Below are 21,993 nucleotides of genomic sequence, written 5' to 3'. Positions count from 1 at the left end.
GTTTTTGCGAGGCGTTTTCAGAAATTTGGGTTGATCTTTATCCAGGATGACAGTACTGTATATTCATACAGTCCACTGCTGGTGATTAACTTATGCGAACACAACATCCTAATAATGCACGCTATGCTCATCATTATGCGTCCTCTTCTGTTCCGTCCACGCAGGGTGGTGGAATTACTGAGTTACGTTACAGCGAGCAGCCCGGTATGATGCAGATGATGCTGTTGCCGTTATTACAGCAACTGAGTCAGCAGTCACGCTGGCAGTTGTGGTTAACACCGGCACATAAACTGAACCGCACCTGGTTGCAGGAATCAGGCTTACCATTAGATAAAAGTATGCATATCGCCGATTCTGAACGTCTGAATGCGGTTGAGGCGATGGTTAAAGCGTTGCGTACGGGAAATTACAGCGTTGTTCTGGCATGGATTCCGTACGATCTTGATGAAAATGAGCGTCGTCAACTTGAAAATGCGGCAGCTGAGGGTGAAGCGCTGGGTTTGATTTTGCGGGCCAGTGGGACAACGGAAGCGCCTCTGAGACCGCAAAGTGCGATAAAAATTCAGTCGGATTTGTTTCATTAAGTAAAAATAAGAAGTTTCCCAGGCTATTATTCTTATCAGTTGTCGCTAAACCACTGATTCTGTTAGTTCGAGCTGTGACAATGGGTTAGCAGGTTTTTTGGGCTTTTTGCTGCGACGTTACGACCATCCTAATTGTTAGAAATTGTGTATAAACCGCTGTTTTTTTACAGTAGCGCCTCACATCATACTTGTAAGTTTCCAATCTCGTTGTAGACTTTAGCTCGCCAGGGTGCTCAATAACCTCCGTTTTTTGCGGTAGAGTCATAAGCGAGCGTTTTGACCCGGCGAAGGATTTAAACCAAGAGCAACCTTTTTGCTCATTGCCTATTTGGATGATAACGAGGCGCAAAATGAAAAAGACAGCTATCGCAATTGCAGTGGCACTGGCTGGCTTCGCTACCGTAGCGCAGGCCGCTCCGAAAGATAACACCTGGTACACCGGTGCTAAACTGGGCTGGTCTCAGTATCACGACACTGGCTACTACGGTCACGGTTACGAGAACAATGACGGTCCAACTCATGAAAGCCAGCTGGGCGCAGGTGCGTTCGTTGGTTATCAGGCAAACCCATACCTGGGCTTCGAGATGGGCTATGACTGGCTGGGTCGCATGCCTAATAAAGGCAATGTGACTAACGGCGCATTCAAAGCACAGGGCGTTCAGCTGGCTGCTAAACTGAGCTACCCAATTAATGACGATCTGGACGTGTATACTCGTCTGGGCGGCATGGTATGGCGTGCAGATGCAACGCAGACTAACCCAACTACTGGCCGCATCAGCGACCACGACACCGGCGTATCTCCGCTGGCTGCAGTTGGTGTTGAATATGCGCTGACTCAGAACTGGGCTACCCGTCTGGATTACCAGTGGGTTAACAACATCGGTGATGCACAGACCGTTGGTGCTCGTCCAGACAATGGCATGCTGAGCGTAGGCGTTTCATACCGCTTCGGTCAGGATGACGTCGCTGCTCCGGCGCCAGCTCCGGCTCCAGCACCAGCGCCAGTTGTTGAAACCAAGCGTTTCACTCTGAAGTCTGACGTTCTGTTCACCTTCAACAAATCTACCCTGAAGCCAGAAGGCCAGCAGGCTCTGGATCAGCTGTACAGCCAGCTGAGCTCAATGGATCCTAAAGATGGTTCCGTTGTCGTACTGGGCTTCACCGACCGCATCGGTTCAGAGCAGTACAACCAGAAACTGTCTGAGAAACGTGCTCAGTCAGTCGTAGATTACCTGGTCTCTAAAGGTATCCCTTCTAACAAGATCTCTGCACGTGGCATGGGTAAATCTAACCCAGTTACCGGCAATACCTGTGACAGCGTGAAAGGCCGTAATGCCCTGATCGATTGCCTGTCTCCGGATCGTCGCGTAGAAATCGATGTTAAAGGCATCAAAGACGTTGTAACTCAGCCACAGGCTTAAGTTTACATGTCATAAAAAACCCCGCCAAGGCGGGGTTTTTTTATGCCAGTAATAAAGCTGGCATCAGGCGTTCAGGGATGACATTGCACCCGTTACGTTACTCGCTTTCAGAGCCTGAATTACCCAGGATCGCCTGCAAATCCTGTTTCAGGCTGGACATCTGAGTGGCATACTTCTCTTTACGTTCTGCATCTTCTATCAACTGAACAATTGTTTCAGAAAGCGTGCAGCCGCGCCGCTGTGCCAGTCCCGCCAGTCGTTGCCAGACCAGATATTCAAGGTCGATGGATTTTTTACGGGTGTGCTGATGTTCAGCATTGAAATGGCGTTTTCGCCGGGCACGGATAGTCTGTTTCAGCCGATTATCCAGATCAGAATGGATATGTTCCGCGATCCATTCATTCACCGTGACCGGATTATTTTCCATCGCCAGAAGCTTATCAACTGCAGCCTGCGCCGCACTTAATTCAAGGTGACGCGTGATCAGTTCACCTTCCCGATGTTTTTTCACCAGGTATTTCCACTTCCATCCACATTCAAGATTTTCGAGTTGCTGGTATTTCATCGGAATCTCATCGTGATCACGTAACGAACTAAGAATAACAGCTTTTTTCCCGGATGCAGCAACGAAAAACATGCTGTCATCATCACATCTTCAACAGGAAGTCTGCAGTGCTTAACAAGGGTGATTCCTGTATAATCTCGCTTTTCTTAATACAGACAAATGCGATTATTTTGACCAGCACCCAACTTACGTGGCAGACCTTACAGCCGGATAGCGCGCAATACCAATCCGTTTTCTCCCGAATTGCTGATGAAGAAACTGATGCTCTGGCAACGGTACAGCCCCGTTTGCTGAATGCACTTGCGCATTTACACCATCAGACGCAAGGGTTCCCATTACTGCTGGTTCGTAGCCAGGAGAATCGCGATTATCTGGCATTCATTGCCCAGGCCGCACAACGGGTTATGGCCGACAGTACCACGCTGTATGGTGGTGATTACCATATCATGGCAGATAATGTCACGCTCCAGCCTCCCTCCGATCCGCAACGCCCGTTCACCAGTCAGGGTGGTATTCATTTTGCTGAGTGGGTTGAGATGGAACAGTTGTTTGGCTGCGTGCGCCAGTATAAAGATCGCATCCAGCTCGAGCCGGGCCTGATACATCGCGCTAACGGCGGCACGCTGGTGCTCTCCTTGCAAAGCCTGATGACGCAGCCCATTCTCTGGTTGCGCCTGAAAAAGTGTATTGAACAGGGCTATGTCGAGTGGACATCCCAGGACGAACGCCAGCCGCTGCCGGTTTCTATTCCGCCTCTGCCACTCAGCCTCAATCTGGTCCTGTGTGGCGAACGTGAAACGCTGGCAGATTTTCAGGAGCTCGACCCTGAAGCACACGAAATGGCCATCTATACTGAGTTTGAAGAGAATATTCAGATTCTGGATGAGGATGACATGCTTGCCTGGTGTCGCTGGAACGCAGAACTGGCACAGCAGGCGGGGCTGCCCCTGCCGGAAGAGGACTTCTGGCCCGAGCTGATTAAAGAAGGCGTTCGCTATAGCGGCGATCAGGATACCCTGCCACTTTGTCCCCGCTGGCTCCAGCGTCAGATGCGCGAGTCAGCCCTGATGGGCGATGAACAACTCAATGCTGAAGCGCTACGTGATGCGTTGGAAGCGCGCTTATGGCGCGAGAATTATCTCAATGAACGGATGCGTGATGAGATCCTGCTGCGGCAGATTCTGATTGAAACTGAAGGTGAAGTTGTCGGTCAGATTAATGGTCTGTCAGTGGTGGAATTTCCTGGCCACCCGCGCGCCTGGGGCGATACTTCTCGCATTACCTGCGTAGTCCATCCTGGTGATGGTGAGTTCATGGATATCGAACGCAAAGCGGAGCTGGGCGGGAATATCCATGCCAAAGGTATGATGATTATGCAGGCTTACCTCACTGCCGAGCTGGAACTTGATCAGCAACTGCCCTTCTCGGCCTCAATGGTGTTTGAACAATCTTATTCCGAAGTGGATGGTGACAGCGCCTCGCTGGCTGAACTCTGTGCCTTAATAAGCGCATTGGCAAATCAGCCCATCAATCAGCAAATTGCTGTCACCGGCTCGGTCGATCAATTCGGCAACGTGCAACCTGTGGGCGGGCTGAATGAGAAGATCGAAGGCTTCTTTGATATTTGCCATCAGCGAGAACTGACGGGCCAGCAGGGAGTGATTATTCCTGCCTGCAATGTGCGTCATCTTAGTCTGAACCAGGCTGTTGTCACGGCGGTTGAGCAGGGTCGCTTCCACATCTGGGCCATTGACCAGGCCGAGGAAGCACTGCCGCTGCTGACGGGGAAAATCTGGAGTACCGAGGATGGTCTGGGTGATTGCCTGCTGAATACCATCCAGGAACGCATTAGCCTGTTCAACCAGCCGGACGGTCCGCAACGTCCCTGGGCGCTGCGCTGGCTTAACTGGTTTAACCACCGTTAATCCGATTTGCTCAGCGTACAACTGTTCGCTAATATTCGTGATTCACTAAAACAAGGCTTATTGAAAACATGGTAGATAAACGCGAATCCTATACCAAAGAAGATCTGATTCTGTCAGGTCGTGGTGAACTGTTTGGCGAAAATGGTCCGCCGCTTCCATCCGGCAACATGCTGATGATGGACCGCGTGGTCAAAATGACCGAAGACGGCGGCAAATATGACAAAGGCTTTGTTGAAGCGGAGCTGGATATCAATCCCGATCTCTGGTTCTTCGGTTGCCACTTCATTGGCGATCCGGTGATGCCGGGCTGCCTGGGCCTGGATGCCATGTGGCAGCTGGTTGGTTTCTATCTGGGCTGGCTGGGCGGCGAAGGTAAAGGCCGTGCACTGGGCGTGGGTGAAGTGAAATTCACCGGTCAGGTGTTGCCAGAAGCGAAGAAAGTTACTTACCGCATTCACTTCAAACGCGTGATCAACCGTAAACTGGTGATGGGCGTGGCAGATGGTGAAGTGCTGGTTGACGGTAATCTGATCTATACCGCCAGCGATCTGAAAGTCGGCCTGTTTAAAGATACCGCCGCTTTCTAAGTGTTTCCTCCGGAAACAAAAACCTCCGCGCATGGCGGAGGTTATATTCCCTTTTCAGTGACATCCGGTTATGCAGCTACCGACCTGTCCTCCATGGCTTGTCGCCAACCTCCCAACCAGTGAGACTTAGCGTCAATCAACTGATACGGACACATCTCTTTTGAGCGTCCAGTAATGCCTGCCTGATAACCACGTGAATGGGCGCGTTCGAGGCGGTCTCGTTTCTGTCTCTTCATACTCCGTGTCCCTCATGTAAGGTCTGTGGAATCTGGTGGAAAGAAAAGTGGTGATTTAATGTTCAACCACCCTTATGTTCTACCTCCTGCGAATCCAAAGATCAATGCTCAATCTTCATGCCAGTGTCATAAATGTGACCTTAATCGGTAAAAATAACGGCGTTTTGTGATGCACACATCAACACCATCTCTCTGATTAAGCTAATAAAAAAGCCCCTGGCCGGCGTCGAAAAATCACGACAACCGGACAGGGGCTTAGCTTATTTATTCACATTAATCTTAATTTAACGCAACCACACTGTTGGCAATCTTCTGCGCAGTCTGTTGCCAGCCCGCCGCCAGCGTGCGGACCATAGCATCATAGCCATCTTCGGTTTGCGGCAGAACCAGATTAAACGCCTGCTTAGTCAGACGGCCCTGATGTTCCAGCGTCCATTCACCACTGACGATCGCTTTACCATCGTAACGTCCCTGGAAGCCGGTGACCGTCACGTTCAGCGTATCGTGTTGCGCACCTAACGGTGAACCGGCCACCAGCCGGCCTGGCAACGCCTTGCTCAGGTTAGTGATCAGCGTCTGCTGCAACTGCTGATCGAGCGGACTGGCCCAGAGATTATTTGTGGCGATGACATATTTGACATCGCTGGTCTGATAAACCAGTCCATTGCCTGCCAGATAATCCGGCACCGTCACCTGCTGCACCCACAACATCGGCTGCGCTTCATTCAGCTGGCTGCTGCTGACCTGCATGGATGCCGCCCCGGAGGGCAGCTGATACCAGGTATTGTCAACGCTGCTACTGCACGCACTTAACACCAGCGCGGCACAAAGTATCAATCCTTTCTTCACTGTTTCGCCCTCTTCGGCTGGGGATCCTGTCCCGGTTTCGCCTCAAATACCAGCGCATTGCTCTTATTGTTGAGCGTTCTCAGTACCGGCTGAAGTTCACGCAGTACCTGATCCAGTCGCTGCATATCGCCTACCACTTTGGTGTAAGCTGGCGAACCTGGCTGCAGGCCCTTCATGCTGCGGTTCAGCTCGCGCAATGTCTGCTGCAGATCTTCCGGCAGCGTTTTCATCGCCGGACTGCCAGTGACTTTGTTGATGTTGTCGATGGTGCGCTGCAGATCACGCATCGTTTTCTGGCTCTCTTTCAGTGTACCTGTGGCTTCGTTAACCATGCCGTTCAGTGGAAGACTGTTGATTTTATCCAGTGCCGCCATCAGCTTCTGCTGAATCTGGCTCAGGCCACCACTGACCGTTGGGATCACTTCATAGCCAGAGACTTTCTGTGGTCCTTTATAGGCTGGCGCATTGTCATAGAAGTCGAGATCGACATAGAGTGCGCCCGACAGCAGGTTGCCCGTTTTCAGCGTGGCACGCAGACCGCGTTTCTTACCATCCTGCAGATGCTGTTCAAGATCGAAATTTTCACCCAGCCGGCTGATAAAGCGATCCGGCTCGATACGAATCAGTACCGGTACGCGGTAATCATTATTCAGCGCCTGATCCAGGCCTGCTTTCATCAATGGCGCTTCAGAAACGGTACCCAGACGAATACCCCGGAACTCAACCGGCGCGCCTGCCTGAAGACCACGAATCGAGTCAGTGAAGAACATCAGGTAATCAATATGGTTGGTATAAAGTGAGTCCTGAATACTGCGCTGATCGTCAAACAGATGATAATCAGATTTGTTCTGCGCAGGCTCACCCAGTTCCCAGCCATCCGGCACATCAAAACTGACGCCACCACTGAAGAGCGTCGTGAGCGAACCCATTTCTACGCGCATGCCAGAGGCAGACATATCCACGGCGATACCGCTGTCCTTCCAGAAACGCACGTTGGTCGTCACCAGGCGGTCGTAAGGCGCAGCGATAAACAGCTGATAGGTCATCATACGTTTATCAGTATCAAAAACGCTGGTCTCAACCGTACCGACGCGATAGCCGCGGAACAGCACCGGATCGCCCGGATTAAGCTGACCCGCTTTTTTGCTGTCGAGAATAATGCGGATACCTTTCGCATCTGGCGGCGCTAAAGGAGGGGCATCGAGCAGGTTAAACTGTTCTGGCGCTTCACTTTTGGTGCCGGGCTGTAATTCAATGTAGGCACCTGACAGCAGCGTTCCCAGCCCGCTGATGCCTTCACGTCCTATTTGCGGTTTCACTACCCAGAAAACACTGTCTTTATGCAGCAGTTTTCCCATACCCGCATTAAGACGGGCCTTAATTTCTACATGGTGGAGATCGTCGCTTAACACCGCGCTCTCCACGATACCGACATCCACGCTGCGACTTTTAATTGTGGTTTTACCCGCAACAATGCCTTCGGCGTTTTCGGTGATTAAGGTGACTTCAGGCCCCTGATGGCTGAAATGATAGAACAGGATCCACCCGCCAATTAACAGCGTAACGATGGGGACAATCCAGACCGGCGACCAGCGCTTAATCTGTTCCACCTTTGCATGGCCGTGGTTAGTTTCCGTCAAGGCGCGACTCCTTCATATTGTTTTCGCGTACACGATCCCAGGTTAATCGCGGGTCAAAGGTCATGGCAGCAATCATGGTGATAATCACCACCATTGCAAACAGTACTGCCCCCCACGCGGGATAAACATTCATTAATTGCCCCATACGCACCAGCGCAGAGAGCACGGCAATCACAAACACGTCAATCATTGACCAGCGGCCAACAAATTCAACCACTTCATAAATTTTGTGCATCCTGTGGCTGTCACGCCGTCCGCGCCCGCTGGCATCCCAGCAGAGCCAGCCAATCGCCAGCATTTTTAGCGTAGGCACCATAATGCTGGCGATAAAAATCACCAGCGCTACCGGATAAGAACCGTCATCCCACAGCACAATCACCCCCGCCATAATATTAGAGGGATACGCTGTGCCGAGGGTTTCCGTCACCATGATCGGCAACAGGTTGGCGGGGATATAAAGCAGTATGGAGGTAAACAACAGCGCCAGCGTCCACTGCAGGCTGTGCTTTCGTCGCGCCTGCGCCGTTACGCCGCAGCGCGGACAGGTATGCTCAGCTTCAGGCAGAATGGCCGTACAGCATGGGCAGGAACGCAGGCCCTGCTCTAAACCACTGATGCCCACTTCGGGCAGATGAGGTAGCGCGGGTCGGGGGGAGAGACTCTCCCACAACTCGCGCCGGTCAACGCACTGAAAGGCCCGAAGTTGTAACAGACAAAACAGCACCCACGGCCAGAAACTGGTCTCCAGGCCAATCTCACCGTAGGCCATCAGTTTGACGAAGCTGACCAGCACGCCCGCCATAAAAATTTCTGCCATGCCCCAGTTACGCAGATGAAACAGGATGCGTGCCAGACCAATTTTAAGTCGGGTTGGAAAAGGAACCGGATTGACCAGCAGTATAATGGTGATCATGCAGAAAGCCGGGACCGCCTGCACAAAGAGCAGGAACAGCGTCGCCAGGCTGCTGTAATCTTCCGTCACCATGACCTTGGGGATCTGCGAAAGTGTAATCTGGCTGGTCAGCCCCGCAACTTTCATTGAGACGAAAGGAAACAGATTCGCCAGCAGCAGCATAAAGAGTGCTGCCAGCGCATAGCCCGTCGGTCGTTTGCGCGGCTCGTGCCAGTTGGCCGTCAGGGAGGTGTGGCAGCGCGGGCATGATGCACGGCTGCCAACGGGAATGTCCGGCAGCTTAATCATTAAATCGCATTGTGGACAAAGTATCCACGCGTTACTTTTCACTGCTGAACACATCCGTTAGCCCTGCCCTACGCGCCGTTTTTCAGTGACTCAAGCTCTTCCCAGCGCGCAAAAGCGATTTCCAGCTCCTGCTCAGCCTGCGCCAGATTATCCAGCACCGGCTGTGTCTGATCGTGTGCCTGACTGAAGAAGTCCGGGTGACTCATCTTCGCCTGCAGTTCGCCGATGCGCGCCTCCAGCTGCTCCAGTTTTTGCGGCAACTGTTCCAGCTCTCGCGCCAGGTTGTAGCTGAGTTTATTTACGTTACGCTTCGCATCACTCTTCTCTGCGGCAGGCTTAGCGGTATTAGCCGTCGCTTTTGCGGGTGTGGCAGCTCTGTGCTGACGGTAGGCGGCGCGCTGCTGCTGAGCATCGTGATAACCGCCCACAAAGGTGCCGATTTCGCCGTTGCCTTCAAAAATCCAGCACTCAGTGACGGTATTGTCGACGAACTGACGATCGTGACTGACCAGTAAGACGGTGCCCTGATAACCATCAATCAGCTCTTCCAGCAGTTCCAGCGTTTCGACGTCGAGGTCGTTTGTTGGTTCATCCAGAATCATCAGGTTGCTGGGACGCAGGAACAGACGCGCCAGCAACAGGCGGTTACGTTCACCACCCGAAAGTGCGCGCACCGGCGTCATGGCACGTTTAGGATGGAACAGGAAGTCCTGCAGATAGCCCAGCACGTGGCGCGGTTTGCCGTTAACCAGCACTTCCTGCTTGCCTTCGGCCAGGTTGTCCATCACGGTGCGATCCGGATCCAGTTCAGCGCGATGCTGGTCAAAGTAGGCCACTTCCAGCTTGGTGCCGGAATGCACGCGGCCATGATCCGCTTTTAATTGCTGCAGCATCAGACGCAGTAAGGTGGTTTTACCGCAACCGTTCGGTCCAATCAGCGCAATTTTGTCGCCACGCTGAACCTGGGTTGAGAAATCCTTCACCAGCACTTTGCCGTCGACCGCGTAGTCGACATGTTCCAGCTCAAACACAATTTTGCCGGAGCGGGACGCTTCGCCCACCTGCATGTTGGCTTTGCCCATGACTTCGCGACGTTCCGAATGCTCACGACGCAGCGCTTTCAGCGCACGCACACGGCCTTCGTTACGTGTACGACGGGCTTTGATGCCCTGACGGATCCACACCTCTTCCTGCGCAAGCTTGCGGTCGAATTCTGCGTTCTGCATCTCTTCAACGCGCAAGGCTTCTTCTTTGCCTTCCAGATAGAGATCGTAGTTGCCCGGCCAGGAGACCAGCTTGCCGCGGTCGAGATCGACGATACGTGTCGCCATGTTGCGGATAAACGAACGGTCATGCGAAATAAAGATGATGCTGCCGGTGAAGTTCTTCAGGAACGTTTCCAGCCAGTCGATGGTTTCAATATCGAGGTGGTTGGTTGGCTCATCCAGCATCAGCACGCGCGGGTTACTGACCAGCGCACGGCCCAGCGCCGCTTTACGCAGCCAGCCGCCAGAGAGCGACGACAGTTCGGTATCGGGCTGCAGACCAATCTGCTCCAGCACGTCATGGATGCGGCTTTCCAGCTGCCACAAATTCTGATGGTCGAGAATAGTCTGCAGACGCGCCATCTCATTGAGGTTTTTATCGCTTGGATCGTCCATCACCACATGGGAAATGGCGTGATAGGCTTTCAGATGCTCAGCCTGCTCTTCAACGCCCTCAGCCACGAAGTCATAGACCGAACCGGTGATGTTACGCGGTGGATCCTGTTGCAGACGCGCAACCACCAGATCGGTTTCATAAATAATGCGGCCATCATCCAGCGGCTGTTCGCCGTTGATGATTTTCATCAGTGTGGATTTACCTGCACCGTTACGGCCCACCAGACAGACGCGTTCGTTCTCTTCAATGTGCAGTTCGGTGTTGTCTAGCAGCGGCGCATCGCTGAAGGAGAGATAAGCGCCGTGGATACTGATTAATGACATGTAATCTTATTCCTTACCGGCGTGAGTGATCAGCCAGCAGTTGTGAATTTGACGGTTACGCGCGAAGTCCTGCGACTGTGTTTTCTGGGTAATATCCTGCGCCTGCAGGCCCAGTGCTTTCAGGCCATCCATGTCCATTTTGAAACCGCGTTTGTTATTGGAGAACATGATGGTGCCGCCGCGACGCAGCAGGCGCTTCAGGTTACGCATCAGCATCATATGATCGCGCTGAACGTCAAAGCTCTCTTCCATACGTTTTGAGTTGGAGAAGGTTGGCGGATCGATAAAGATCAGGTCAAAATTCTCGTCACTCTCATTCAGCCAGCTCAGGCAGTCTGCCTGCATCAGGCGGTGCTGACGCCCGGTCAGTCCGTTAAGACGCAGGTTGCGCTCCGCCCACTCCAGATAGGTCCGCGACATATCGACCGTGGTGGTCGAACGCGCCCCACCCAGACCGGCATGCACACTGGCGGTGCCGGTATAGGCAAACAGGTTCAGGAAATCTTTGCCCTGGCTCATCTGGCCGAGCATTTTACGGGCAATGCGGTGATCGAGGAACAGGCCGGTATCGAGATAGTCGGTCAGATTCACCCAGAAATGCGCATTAAACTCTTTAACTTCGAAATAGTCGCCCTTTTCGCTGAGCTTCTGATACTGCGCTTTGCCTTTCTGACGCTCACGCGTTTTCATAATCAGACGGTCGGCAGGCAGTTCCAGTACGCTCAGGGTCGCGCTGATCACATCGAACAGGCGCTGACGCGCTTTGTTCGGATCGATCGTTTTCGGTGGCGCGTATTCCTGGATAATCACCCAGTCGCCATAGCGATCGACAGCGACGTTGTAGTCTGGCAGATCGGCGTCATAAATGCGGTAGCATTCAATGCCTTCCTGACGCGCCCACTTCTCCAGCTTTTTCACATTTTTACGCAGACGGTTCGCGTAATCTTCCGCAATCTGACCGGCGCTTTCATGGCTGTTGACCGCCAGCTGATAATTTTTCTGAACGCAATCCAGCGGACCGTTTTTCGCTTTGAACTGGCGGTCGGCACGCAGTTGCAGGCAGCTCAGCAGTTCAGGCGAGGCGCTGAACAGCGACAGATTCCAGCCGCCAAAATGCTGCTTCATCAGACGTCCAAGCTGGCTGTGCAGCGCAATGAGGGCGGGTTCGCTCTCCAGACGTTCACCGTAAGGCGGATTGCTCAGCACCGTGCCATGCACAGCCGGATCGACCGGATTGGTCAGCTTCAGCAGGTCCTGTTGAGCAAAGGTAAAGAGTTCATAAACGCCTGCGCGACGGGCATTCGACTGCGCCCACTCCAGTACACGGCCATTATTATCATAGCCAAAGAAGCGCGCCTGGGTGGCGGCGGTGCCCGCACGGGCACGCGCCTGCGCCTCGGCTTTCACATCCTGCCACAGAGCAGCATTAAACTGGCTCCAGGCGGTGAAGCCCCAGTGCTTGCGCAGCAGGCCTGGTGCGCGATCGCAGGCGATCAGTGCGGCTTCAATCAGCAGCGTACCGGAACCACACATCGGATCGATCAGCGGCGTGGTCGGCTCCCAGCCAGAACGCAGCACAATCGCTGCGGCCAGCGTCTCTTTCAACGGTGCCTGACCGGTTTGCTGCCGATAGCCGCGCTGATGCAGCGAGCTGCCGCTGAGATCCAGCGCAATACTGGCACGATCGTCATTCAGCCAGACGTTGACACGGATATCCGCCTGCTCACGATCGACATTCGGCCGCTCGAGGTTTTGACGGGTAAAGCTGTCCACGATGGCATCTTTCACTTTCAGCGCGCCAAACTGGCTATTACGAATCGAGTCGTTGGTGCCGCTGAAATGCACGACAAACGTTTTGTCGCTGCCGAACATCGTCGGCCAGTCCACGCTCTGTACACCCAGATAGAGATCAAGATCGCTGTAGACGCCAAACTCTCCCAGCGGCAACAGGATGCGTGATGCTAAACGACTCCACATCAGACTTTGGTACATGGCGCGATCGTCGGCTTCGTAGTGAACGCCTCCCTGCACCACTTGCAAATCCTGCGCGCCCAGCGCGTCCAGCTCACTTTTTAACAGCTCTTCGAGCCCACGCGCCGTGCTGGCAAACAGAGAATTCATATCGTCACTTTTTAACTCTTGAGAAAATTGTCGCGCATTATAGCGAATCGGAGACCTATGTCATAAAGTTAGCTTCTTTTGTGTCGCGCGTCGGGTTCAAGGAGAACACCATGATCACGCTTTCCCGCTTATTTATTCATCCTGTGAAGTCGATGCGGGGATTAGCGTTATCACACGCGCTGGTCACTGACAGCGGACTGGCGTTTGATCGTCTGTTTATGGTGACCGAACCTGATGGCACCTTTATTACCGCCCGCCAGCACCCGGAGATGGTGCGCTTTACGCCCGCGATTCTGCCGGATGGCCTGTTGCTGGCGGCGCCAGATGGGAGTCAGTCCCTGATCCGCTTCAGCGATTTCGATGAGCAGGATCATCCCACCGAAGTCTGGGGTAATCATTTTACCGCGCGCATAGCGCCCCTTGCGATAAATCAGTGGCTGAGCCAGTTCTTCCCGCGCGACGTTCAGTTGCGCTGGGTCGGGCCACAACCCAGCCGCCGGGTCAAAAAGTTTGATCATATTCCGCTTAGCTTTGCCGATGGCTTTCCGTTTTTGCTGATCAACAACGCGTCGCTGCATGATCTGCAACAACGCTGCCCGGCCAGCGTCCGAGCCGAACAGTTTCGTCCGAATCTGGTCGTCAGCGGTGCTGCCGCATGGGATGAAGATAGCTGGGCAGAAATTCAGATTGGCGACGTGATATTCGAGGTGCCAAAGCCCTGCAGTCGCTGTGTGCTCACCACGGTCAGCACCGAGACCGGCGTTAAGCATCCCACCGGTCATCCGCTGGCGACGTTGCAGACTTTTCGTACCGCTCAGGATGGCAGTGGTGACATCGATTTCGGCCTGAACTTAGTGGCGCGTAGCAGCGGCGTGGTGCGTGCGGGTGATGAAATGATTGTCCTGAAACGTCATGCATCGCGCAGGTATGGGGCGGGTGAAGTGGTTGAAACGTTGAAACCAGAAAAACAGGCGCCTGAAACCGTGAACATTACTTATCAGGGTCAGACATTCACCGGAGATAATCAGCAGGTGTTACTGGATCAACTGGAGATGCAGGGCTTTCGCATACCCTATTCCTGTCGTGCAGGTCTCTGTGGCAGTTGCAAGCTGAATCTGGTCGCAGGTGAGGTGAAGGCGCTGAAACAGAGTGCCCTGCGTCAGGACGGCACACTGTTAAGCTGTAGCTGTATTCCGGCGGGCGATGTTGAACTGAGGTGATCAGACAGCGCGTGCGAAAGGTGCAGCAACGTCCTCATGCCAGGGCTGCAGGCGATCGTTCATCACTTTGATGGCATCGCCGAGCACCATGTTTTTTCCCGCCAGCGTGAGACCTTGCTGCGCCAGCAGACAGAGCGCCGCATTATCACCACTTTCAACCACCAGCAGACGTGCCTGTGTTCCCTCTTCAGCCAGCGTAACCTGTACCATTTCGCCAGGACGAGGCTGCATGGCCGGGGCATATGAGGTGAAATGCCAGCTTTTAGGCATCAGGGGTTTGAGAAAGCGGGCAGCGACCAGTGCGTTTAACACCAACTCAGCACGGTGACTGCCACTGAGTTTGCAATGACGGCAGGTCTCTTCAAACGTGTAATAAAGAGCAGCGTCATCGACACAAAAGCCCGATTCAGCGAAAGCGTCCGGCGTGAGCATTTTGCGGGAATAGCGGGAACGAAACAGCATACCGTCGGCCAGGTCGAGCATCATTCGATCGTGGCTGCTGTCAAAATACCAACGCCAGTTATCATCGGGTTTAATTTTCATCGTGTGCCCTGTATTTACCGCTGCGCCAAAAATCACGCAGAATTCAGCGAAAAAGAAACATAAGGAAAAGCTGAAAAAGCGTGCAACAGGACAAAATATAAACGAGCCGAGGGGATAAATAAAGCCCCCGGCCCGTCATTGTGAGAATTGTCTTAGATATTGGTAACGATATCTTTAATTAAGCCCGGTCCCTGATAAATAAAACCTGAATAAATCTGAACTAATGTTGCCCCGGCGGCGATTTTTTCACGTGCGGCCGTTAAAGAATCAATGCCACCAACGCCAATAATCGGCAGGCGTCCCTGCAGTTCCTGAGAGAGGCGCTGGATAACCGCTGTGCTCCGGGACTGAACTGGCCGGCCACTTAATCCGCCTGCTTCCTCAGCATATTTGAGTCCACTAACCAGCGAACGATCGAGGGTGGTATTGCAGGCAATAACACCATCAATCTGATGACGAATTAAACTGTCTGCGACCTGAATTAACTCCTCTTCCGAGAGATCGGGCGCAATTTTCACGGCCAGCGGAACATATTTAAGGTGACGCTGTTCCAGCTCTTTTTGTTTTTGTTTGATTGAGGAGAGCAGATCATCCAGCGCCTCGCCATATTGCAGCGAACGCAAACCTGGCGTGTTAGGGGAGGAAATATTGATGGCGATATAACCGGCGTGGGCATAGACCTTCTCCATGCAGATCAGATAATCATCTTTGCCCTGCTCGACTGGCGTATCTTTATTTTTACCGATATTGATTCCCAGCACGCCGTTAAAACGCGCTTTTTTCACGTTTTCAACCAGATGATCGACACCCAGATTATTAAATCCCATCCGATTGATAATTCCGCCTGCTTCCACCAGCCGAAACATGCGTGGCTTATCATTGCCCGCCTGAGGGCGCGGCGTGACGGTACCGACTTCAACAAAACCAAAGCCCATCGCGGCAAACGCATCAATACACTCTGCGTTCTTATCCAGCCCGGCGGCCAGGCCCAGGGCGTTCTTAAAGGTCAGTCCCATACAGGTAACCGGACGCGACGGCAGAGTCTGGCGATAGAACATCTCAAGTGGCGTGCCGCTCATAAAGCGTAGTTGCTGAAAGGTGAGTTCGTGTGCGCGTTCGGGGTCGAGTTTAAACAGCGCCGGTCGGACGATAGGATAAAACATGCACTCTCCTGAAGGACGGAAGCGATCGTGGAAGTCGGTGCACGGGAAAATGTGCGCCAGAATGGTAAAGTGCTCTGGCGCAAAAGTAAATCGAACTGCGGGGTGGTGGGAAGTTAACTGAAAATCCCTTGATCTTACGCAGCGGAATCGTTTACGGGGTGATTTTCCACCTGCGAGGGGAACAGATATTCCCGGAGGATCCCGTGACGCTGCATGATGCCAAAAATACCGATGCAGACGAACGCTTCTGCCCCGACCATCGACCATGCGGCCCCGATCGCACCAAACTTCCACGCCAGGAAACAGCACAGCGGCACGTTAATCACACCCGCGGCCATCATCACCCACATACGCTGACGCGCTAAACCATGTGGAATCAGAATCTGTAATCCGGCCGGATAAGCAATGTTGCCAAACAGGAAGCAGAGCACAAAGACACGCAGCACATCCGCCGACGGAATAAAGTCCTTACCCAGTAAGATTGAAACCACCAGGTCAGCAAAGAACCAGGTAAAGATCACAATCGACAGACTCAGGGAAAACGACAGCAGCAGGCTTTTGCGCGTCGCTGCAATGGCAGCCCGTTTATCCCGGCCAAACAGATGACTGACGCGCGGGAAGAAGGCGCTGCCAATCTGCTCTGGCACAGAGTTAGCGGCTTTACGCAGACGATCCGCACCGTTATAGATACCCACCATATAGGTGGAGGTAAAGGAAGCGAGAATCACGACGTTGACGCTGTTGAACAGATTGGCACCGGCAATGGCGATAAAGACATCCATGCTGTCGGTGATGCGCTGTTTGATTTCACGGGGCTCAAAGCGATAACGGCCAATGACCTTCATCTCCAGCACAAACTTCAGCGTAATCGCTGCACTGATGATCGAGACAGTGCCAGGGATCAGGGCAGCCAGCCAGGTATCCTGCGGGGATTTCACCAGTAAAAACGTTAGCGGAATCGCACAGAAGTTCCCGAAGGTAGCGATCATTGCCGTCTTACCCAACTTCTCAAAGCCCTGCATCAGCCAGCCAAATGAAAACAACGAGCCTATCAGCGTGGTGCAGTTCGCCAGGATGATAAAGAACAACGGATGCCAGGCAGGATTGAACCAGGTCGCGGTCAGCAGCGTACCGCTGGTCACCACCAGCAGCATCAGCTTGGCGTTAAATGTTGACCAGAAAAGCTGAGTGACGCGTTCTTTGTCATCACGATGGTGAGCAATATCTTTGGTGGTAAAGACATTGAATCCCCAGTCAGAGATGGTACTGCAATAGAGCACACAGGCGATCGCCAGTGCCAGCGTACCCATCTGCTCTACACCCAGAACACGGGCAAGATAGGGCAGCGTCGCCAGCGGAAAAAGAAACGACGCACCACGATAGGCCAGCAGGGAGAAAATATTAATAATCAGACTTTTATCAAGAACTTTTGCCATGACGCAACAACCTTATACACATTGCATGTCTCACCTTCTCATTTCGCTAAGGCATAAACAATATCGCTTCACATTTTTCAGAATCAGGCTGTTTTTTGTGATCAGGCCGCGTTTTTCAACTCTTTTTTGACTTTGTAATGCTGCAGCGCAATAAACAGTTCAGGACGATTAAACAATAACCGCTCTTTAAAGCTCTCTGCTTTTACATTACGTCCCAAAAAGCGAATAGCATTCAGCACATATTCAGGAACAGGTGTTCGATTGTAGAGCGATAAATAGATCATCAGACGAAACGAGTGAACTAAATAGGCTTTTTCCAGGGTGTCACGCCATGCTGATTTAACCATCGATCCGGTTAACGTGTTGTAGGCATGCATAAAAGCGTCATAGCGCTGATGGAAAAACTCATTGCTTTTAGTACTGTTGGTCAGTGAACCGTTGCGAATACGCTGTTTATAATAGACCTGATGACTGACCCAGGCCTGCTGACTTTTCATAAAACAGGAAAGGGTAAAATTGTGGTCTTCATGAACACGTTTAACAAAGCGCAATTTATGCTGCTCAATAACGCGTTTGCTGATGACATAACTCCAGGCCGCCGAGGTATAGCTGCCATTACGCAGCAGCGCCAGCAGGACCTCCTGTGGCTTTTGCTGGCCAAAGAGTTCGTGCCTCACTTTTGGTGAAGTGATGTCAATCTGACCATCGCGGAATACACACGATTTAAAACAGAACAGGTCCGTTTCAGGATGCGTTTCCGCCACCCTGGCCAGCTCGGCCACCAGGCCGTCCGCCACGACGTCGTCCGGATCACAGAAAAAGAGAAACTGTCCCTTCGCCTGTGCAATGCCCACATCCCGGGCCTGACCGGCGCCTCCATTTTCAGTGGTAATTATTTTCACCTGAGGAAGATGCGCATAATTCTGTTCAAGTAAGGCTAATGTTCCATCGGTGGAACCATCATTCACAATGAGTATTTCATTGGGCGCTTTAACCTGACGTAATAATGAATCGACGCACTCCACAATATATTTTTCAACATTGTAAGTTGGAATAATTACAGATAATAGAGTGTCAGACATAGGCAATTCTCTGCTGTTAGAAAAAAGACAATACGCGTCACCTGCCAGATGCAGGTCCTGACCAGAGGCGAAACGTCGAAAAGAGTAATGCGCTATTATTATGATAGCTTTCATTTGGCCTGATTATCTTAAACCGGTAATGCGAATAAAGACCAGTCGTAAAAATTATCTTAACGTTTCCTGTGAAAATCACTGTTAATGAAAGTGCATCTATAGTCCGCGTAAATGTTAAAACCGTTGATGATCGATTTAAAATAGCCCGGCAAAGCAGACGTAACCATGTTCAGGAATGTGTAAGAGAACATCTGTAATAGTGAATAACTTCACCATTACTTCATTTTCATTGCAGTTTTCTTTCTGCGATTAATCTTAGCTTCAGGCAGGGGCTTCCGCAGACAGGCAGATTCTGTGCCGCTCAGAGGGGCTGTTATGCTCACCGCTTCGCTTTAACGCTGTATGACTCTCAGGAAGATTGATTAAGCAATCAGACGAAAACGATTTTTTTCAGCACCCTCCCCCGTTTTGACCATCTCGTATCACACTCCTTAATCAATTCACCGCCTGCCGGAACCTAAATTAAGAATTATCGGAAGCTTATGCGTTCCCTTCTGCAGCGGCGTCTTCTATTTGCATTTTTCACCCTTACTTTGCCGGATAAATCATTTAAGCCCACTCCGTAGCTCTGACAGTATGAAGCCATTAGTTCTCAACTTTAGATAATCAATAACTTTTAGTTATAAGGAGTGATGATGCGCGTTATTACGCTGGCTGGCAGCCCACGATTTCCTTCCCGCTCGACTTCATTACTGACGCTGTGTCAGCACAAGCTGGAAGCGCGTGGCATTGAAGTCATTCCCTGGAATATTCACAACTTTCAGCCTGACGATCTGATCAATGCACGTTTTGATGCACCCGCACTCCTGGCCCTCCGTGAAGACCTCGCGTCTGCTGATGGCCTGATTGTGGCGACACCTGTTTATAAGGCGTCCTTTTCAGGCGCGCTGAAAACCCTGCTCGATTTGCTACCTGAACGTGCACTCGAGCACAAGGTTGTGTTGCCGCTGGCCAGCGGCGGCAGTGTCGGCCACATGCTGGCGCTGGATTACGCCCTGAAACCGGTTCTTAACGCCTTAAAGGCGCAGGAGATCCTGCACGGTGTTTATGCCGAGGACAGCCAGATTACCCACTACGATCGTCAGCCGGTTTTACAGGATTCACTGTCACAGCGTCTGGATGAAGCCGTCACTGCGTTCTGGCTGGCGCTGACCCGTCACCACCACCCCGTTGCACAAGCGGTATAAGGAAGAGTTCGATGAAGCAAATAGTTGGAAAGTGGCTGGTGGCAGGCCTTTTACTCATCGCCCCTCTGGTTCAGGCCGCCGAATCCGATCCGGCTGAGATTCGTATCGGCTATCAGAAAGGTTCAGTCAGCATGGTGCTGGCAAAATCACATCAGTTACTGGAGAAGCGTTTTCCCCATACTCAGATTAAGTGGATCGAGTTCCCGGCGGGTCCACAAATGCTGGAAGCGCTGAACATCAACAGTATTGACCTCGGCAGCACCGGTGACCTTCCGCCACTGTTTGCCCAGGCCGCTGGCGCGGATCTGCTTTATGTCGGCTCTGAGCCGCCAAAGCCCAAAGCAGAAGTGATTCTGGTCCCAAAAGAGAGTCCTCTGAAACAGGTCGCAGATCTGAAAGGGAAAAAGGTCGCGTTCCAGAAAGGCTCCAGCTCGCACAATTTACTGCTTCGCGCCTTACAGCAGGCGGGCCTGAGTTTTAAAGATATTACACCGGTTTATCTGACACCCGCCGATGCGCGCGCCGCCTTCCAGCAGGGAGATGTTGATGCCTGGGCAATCTGGGACCCCTACTACTCCTCGGTGCTGTTGCAGGGTCATTCGCGTCTGCTGACTGATGGCAGCGCACTTAATCTGACTGGCTCATTCTATTTAGCGACCCGCAGCTATGCCGAAGCCCATGGCGCCTTTATCCAGCAGGTTCTCGATACCTTTAGCGCGGCCGATGCGCTGACAATCAGCCAGCGTCAGCAGAGCACCACACTGCTGGCGCAGGCAATGGGTCTGCCTGAGCCGGTTATCGCCAGCTATCTCAGCCATCGGCCACCAACCCGGATTTCACCGGTGAGCGCTGAAACCGCTGCGGCTCAGCAGCGCACCGCTGACCTGTTCTATGCCAATCATCTGTTGCCCGTAAAAGTGACGATTCAGGATCGCATCTGGCAACCGCATACCGTAACGCAATAAGGAGCAACAATAATGAGCGTATCCATTTTCTGGTTTCTGCCAACGCATGGCGACGGCCACTATCTTGGTACTGCCGAAGGGGCACGACCGGTTGATCACGCCTATCTGCAACAGGTGGCACAGGCCGCCGACCGCCTCGGCTTCGGTGGCGTATTAATCCCGACCGGCCGTTCATGCGAAGATGCCTGGCTGGTTGCCGCCTCGCTGATTCCGGTCACTCAGCGTCTGCGCTTCCTGGTGGCGCTGCGCCCCGGCGTGATTTCACCGACTCAGGCGGCGCGTCAGGCTGCCACTCTGGATCGGCTCTCCAATGGCCGCGCGCTGTTCAATCTGGTGACCGGCGGCGATCCGGAAGAGCTGGCGGGCGACGGTGTGTTCCTGGATCACCGTGAGCGTTACGCAGAGTCTGCCGAGTTTACCCGTGTCTGGCGTCGGGTGCTGGAAGGCGAAACCGTCGATTATGAAGGCAGGCACGTGAAGGTTCGCGGCGCGCGTCTGATGTTTAAACCGGTGCAGCAGCCTCGTCCGCCACTCTGGTTCGGTGGCTCTTCTGAACCGGCCCAGGAGCTGGCGGCCGAACAGGTCGATGTTTATCTCACCTGGGGTGAGCCGCCTGCACAGGTCAAAGAGAAGATTGACCAGGTGCGTGCAAAAGCCGCTGCTCAGGGACGCACCGTACGCTTCGGCATCCGTCTGCATGTGATTGTGCGTGAAACAAATGAAGAAGCCTGGCAGGCCGCTGACCGGCTGATTGCCAATGTCGATGACGCCACTATCGCGAAAGCACAGGCAGCGTTCCAGCGGGCAGATTCTGTGGGTCAGCGCCGGATGGCCGCCCTGCACGGCGGTCGACGCGACAAGCTCGAAATCAGCCCGAACCTGTGGGCCGGCGTGGGCCTGGTGCGCAGCGGAGCCGGTACGGCGCTGGTCGGCGATGGTCCGACGGTTGCCGCACGTATCAGGGAGTATGAAGCGCTGGGCATCGAGACCTTTATCCTGTCGGGGTATCCGCATCTGGAAGAGGCGTATCGCGTTGGCGAACTGCTGTTCCCGCATCTGGATCTGCAGGTTCCCCTGGTGCCTCAGCCGCGGGTGGTTCAGGCGCACGGTGAAGCGGTCGCCAACGATTTTACCCCTGAGAAAAAAGTCGCCCGGGGCTGAGGAGAGCA

Annotated in this window: 19 protein-coding genes; 8 read left to right on the top strand and 11 right to left on the bottom strand. The window is 53.0% G+C overall.

The genetic code is table 11. The features are described from left to right. Positions 1 to 92 precede the first annotated feature (92 nt). Positions 93 to 584 carry an SOS-induced cell division inhibitor SulA gene (sulA, locus tag AC6I77_RS06415; RefSeq protein WP_003850038.1) on the top strand — a complete coding sequence of 164 codons (492 nt, stop codon included), beginning with the start codon at positions 93 to 95 and terminating at the stop codon, positions 582 to 584. A gap of 350 nt (positions 585 to 934) precedes the next feature. Then, positions 935 to 2,005 (top strand): porin OmpA, encoded by a 1,071-nt coding sequence (ompA, locus tag AC6I77_RS06410; RefSeq protein ID WP_140033554.1) that lies wholly within the window; start codon positions 935 to 937, stop codon positions 2,003 to 2,005. A 97-nt stretch (positions 2,006 to 2,102) separates the two neighbouring features. Here the strand turns inward: ompA and matP are convergent, their stop codons facing one another. Then, the gene (matP, locus tag AC6I77_RS06405; RefSeq protein WP_008925878.1) at positions 2,103 to 2,570 is read right to left on the bottom strand and encodes a macrodomain Ter protein MatP; all 468 of its coding nucleotides are present in this window, start codon (positions 2,568 to 2,570) and stop codon (positions 2,103 to 2,105) included. A 53-nt stretch (positions 2,571 to 2,623) separates the two neighbouring features. Here matP and AC6I77_RS06400 point away from each other — a divergent pair, with 53 nt between their 5' ends. Both AC6I77_RS06400 and fabA read left to right on the top strand, forming a co-directional pair. Continuing rightward, a complete protein-coding gene (locus AC6I77_RS06400) occupies positions 2,624 to 4,495 on the top strand; it encodes an AAA family ATPase (protein WP_497816769.1) in 1,872 nt (623 codons plus the stop codon). Positions 4,496 to 4,563: 68 nt separating this feature from the next. Continuing rightward, entirely contained in the window at positions 4,564 to 5,082 is a 519-nt protein-coding gene (gene fabA / locus AC6I77_RS06395; protein ID WP_008925876.1) for a bifunctional 3-hydroxydecanoyl-ACP dehydratase/trans-2-decenoyl-ACP isomerase, read from the top strand. Between the two features lie 68 nt (positions 5,083 to 5,150). Here the strand turns inward: fabA and rmf are convergent, their stop codons facing one another. From rmf to rlmKL, 6 genes are all read right to left on the bottom strand, one after another. Continuing rightward, positions 5,151 to 5,318 carry a ribosome modulation factor gene (gene rmf / locus AC6I77_RS06390; protein ID WP_008925875.1) on the bottom strand — a complete coding sequence of 56 codons (168 nt, stop codon included), beginning with the start codon at positions 5,316 to 5,318 and terminating at the stop codon, positions 5,151 to 5,153. Positions 5,319 to 5,597: 279 nt separating this feature from the next. Further along, the gene (pqiC, locus tag AC6I77_RS06385) at positions 5,598 to 6,167 is read right to left on the bottom strand and encodes a membrane integrity-associated transporter subunit PqiC (protein ID WP_008925874.1); all 570 of its coding nucleotides are present in this window, start codon (positions 6,165 to 6,167) and stop codon (positions 5,598 to 5,600) included. Further along, positions 6,164 to 7,807 (bottom strand): intermembrane transport protein PqiB, encoded by a 1,644-nt coding sequence (gene pqiB, locus AC6I77_RS06380; protein ID WP_140033555.1) that lies wholly within the window; start codon positions 7,805 to 7,807, stop codon positions 6,164 to 6,166. Before pqiB ends, pqiC begins: the two co-directional genes overlap by 4 nt. Continuing rightward, positions 7,794 to 9,062 (bottom strand): membrane integrity-associated transporter subunit PqiA, encoded by a 1,269-nt coding sequence (gene pqiA, locus AC6I77_RS06375; protein WP_140033556.1) that lies wholly within the window; start codon positions 9,060 to 9,062, stop codon positions 7,794 to 7,796. The genes pqiB and pqiA overlap by 14 nt, the downstream gene beginning before the upstream one ends. Positions 9,063 to 9,076: 14 nt before the next feature. Next, positions 9,077 to 10,993, bottom strand: a complete 1,917-nt coding sequence (locus tag AC6I77_RS06370; RefSeq protein ID WP_140033557.1) for an ABC transporter ATP-binding protein — start codon at positions 10,991 to 10,993, stop codon at positions 9,077 to 9,079. A gap of 6 nt (positions 10,994 to 10,999) precedes the next feature. Beyond that, positions 11,000 to 13,114, bottom strand: a complete 2,115-nt coding sequence (gene rlmKL, locus AC6I77_RS06365; protein ID WP_008925870.1) for a bifunctional 23S rRNA (guanine(2069)-N(7))-methyltransferase RlmK/23S rRNA (guanine(2445)-N(2))-methyltransferase RlmL — start codon at positions 13,112 to 13,114, stop codon at positions 11,000 to 11,002. 110 nt (positions 13,115 to 13,224) lie between these two features. On the opposite strand from rlmKL, the gene AC6I77_RS06360 reads away from it, so the two are divergent. Continuing rightward, positions 13,225 to 14,334 (top strand): YcbX family protein, encoded by a 1,110-nt coding sequence (locus AC6I77_RS06360; RefSeq protein WP_008925869.1) that lies wholly within the window; start codon positions 13,225 to 13,227, stop codon positions 14,332 to 14,334. Here the strand turns inward: AC6I77_RS06360 and AC6I77_RS06355 are convergent, their stop codons facing one another. The 4 genes from AC6I77_RS06355 to AC6I77_RS06340 all read right to left on the bottom strand — a co-directional run bounded on the left by AC6I77_RS06355 (position 14,335) and on the right by AC6I77_RS06340 (position 18,558). Further along, complete coding sequence (locus AC6I77_RS06355) at positions 14,335 to 14,877, bottom strand: cell division protein ZapC (protein ID WP_008925868.1); 543 nt, start codon at positions 14,875 to 14,877, stop codon at positions 14,335 to 14,337. It abuts the gene before it with no gap. Between the two features lie 152 nt (positions 14,878 to 15,029). Continuing rightward, positions 15,030 to 16,040, bottom strand: a complete 1,011-nt coding sequence (gene pyrD, locus AC6I77_RS06350; RefSeq protein WP_008925867.1) for a quinone-dependent dihydroorotate dehydrogenase — start codon at positions 16,038 to 16,040, stop codon at positions 15,030 to 15,032. A gap of 134 nt (positions 16,041 to 16,174) precedes the next feature. Further along, the gene (locus AC6I77_RS06345; RefSeq protein WP_039660951.1) at positions 16,175 to 17,476 is read right to left on the bottom strand and encodes a flippase; all 1,302 of its coding nucleotides are present in this window, start codon (positions 17,474 to 17,476) and stop codon (positions 16,175 to 16,177) included. Positions 17,477 to 17,577: 101 nt separating this feature from the next. Continuing rightward, complete coding sequence (locus AC6I77_RS06340; RefSeq protein ID WP_008925865.1) at positions 17,578 to 18,558, bottom strand: glycosyltransferase family 2 protein; 981 nt, start codon at positions 18,556 to 18,558, stop codon at positions 17,578 to 17,580. Positions 18,559 to 19,307: 749 nt separating this feature from the next. On the opposite strand from AC6I77_RS06340, the gene ssuE reads away from it, so the two are divergent. From ssuE to ssuD, 3 genes are read left to right on the top strand one after another with little or no spacing between them, the layout of a single operon-like run. Beyond that, on the top strand, positions 19,308 to 19,859 hold the full coding sequence (gene ssuE / locus AC6I77_RS06335; protein WP_008925864.1) for an NADPH-dependent FMN reductase: 552 nt from the start codon (positions 19,308 to 19,310) through the stop codon (positions 19,857 to 19,859). A gap of 11 nt (positions 19,860 to 19,870) precedes the next feature. Beyond that, positions 19,871 to 20,824: a sulfonate ABC transporter substrate-binding protein gene (locus AC6I77_RS06330; protein ID WP_039660948.1), complete on the top strand. Its 954-nt coding sequence runs from the start codon at positions 19,871 to 19,873 to the stop codon at positions 20,822 to 20,824. A gap of 12 nt (positions 20,825 to 20,836) precedes the next feature. After that, positions 20,837 to 21,985 carry an FMNH2-dependent alkanesulfonate monooxygenase gene (ssuD, locus tag AC6I77_RS06325; RefSeq protein WP_039660947.1) on the top strand — a complete coding sequence of 383 codons (1,149 nt, stop codon included), beginning with the start codon at positions 20,837 to 20,839 and terminating at the stop codon, positions 21,983 to 21,985. The last annotated feature ends 8 nt before the right edge of the window (positions 21,986 to 21,993 follow it).

The sequence above is a fragment of the Pantoea sp. X-Soil-ISGK-259 genome, from assembly GCF_059730705.1.
The sequence above is the reverse complement of the archived record's forward strand: the minus strand, read 5'-3'. Positions and strand labels throughout refer to the sequence as shown.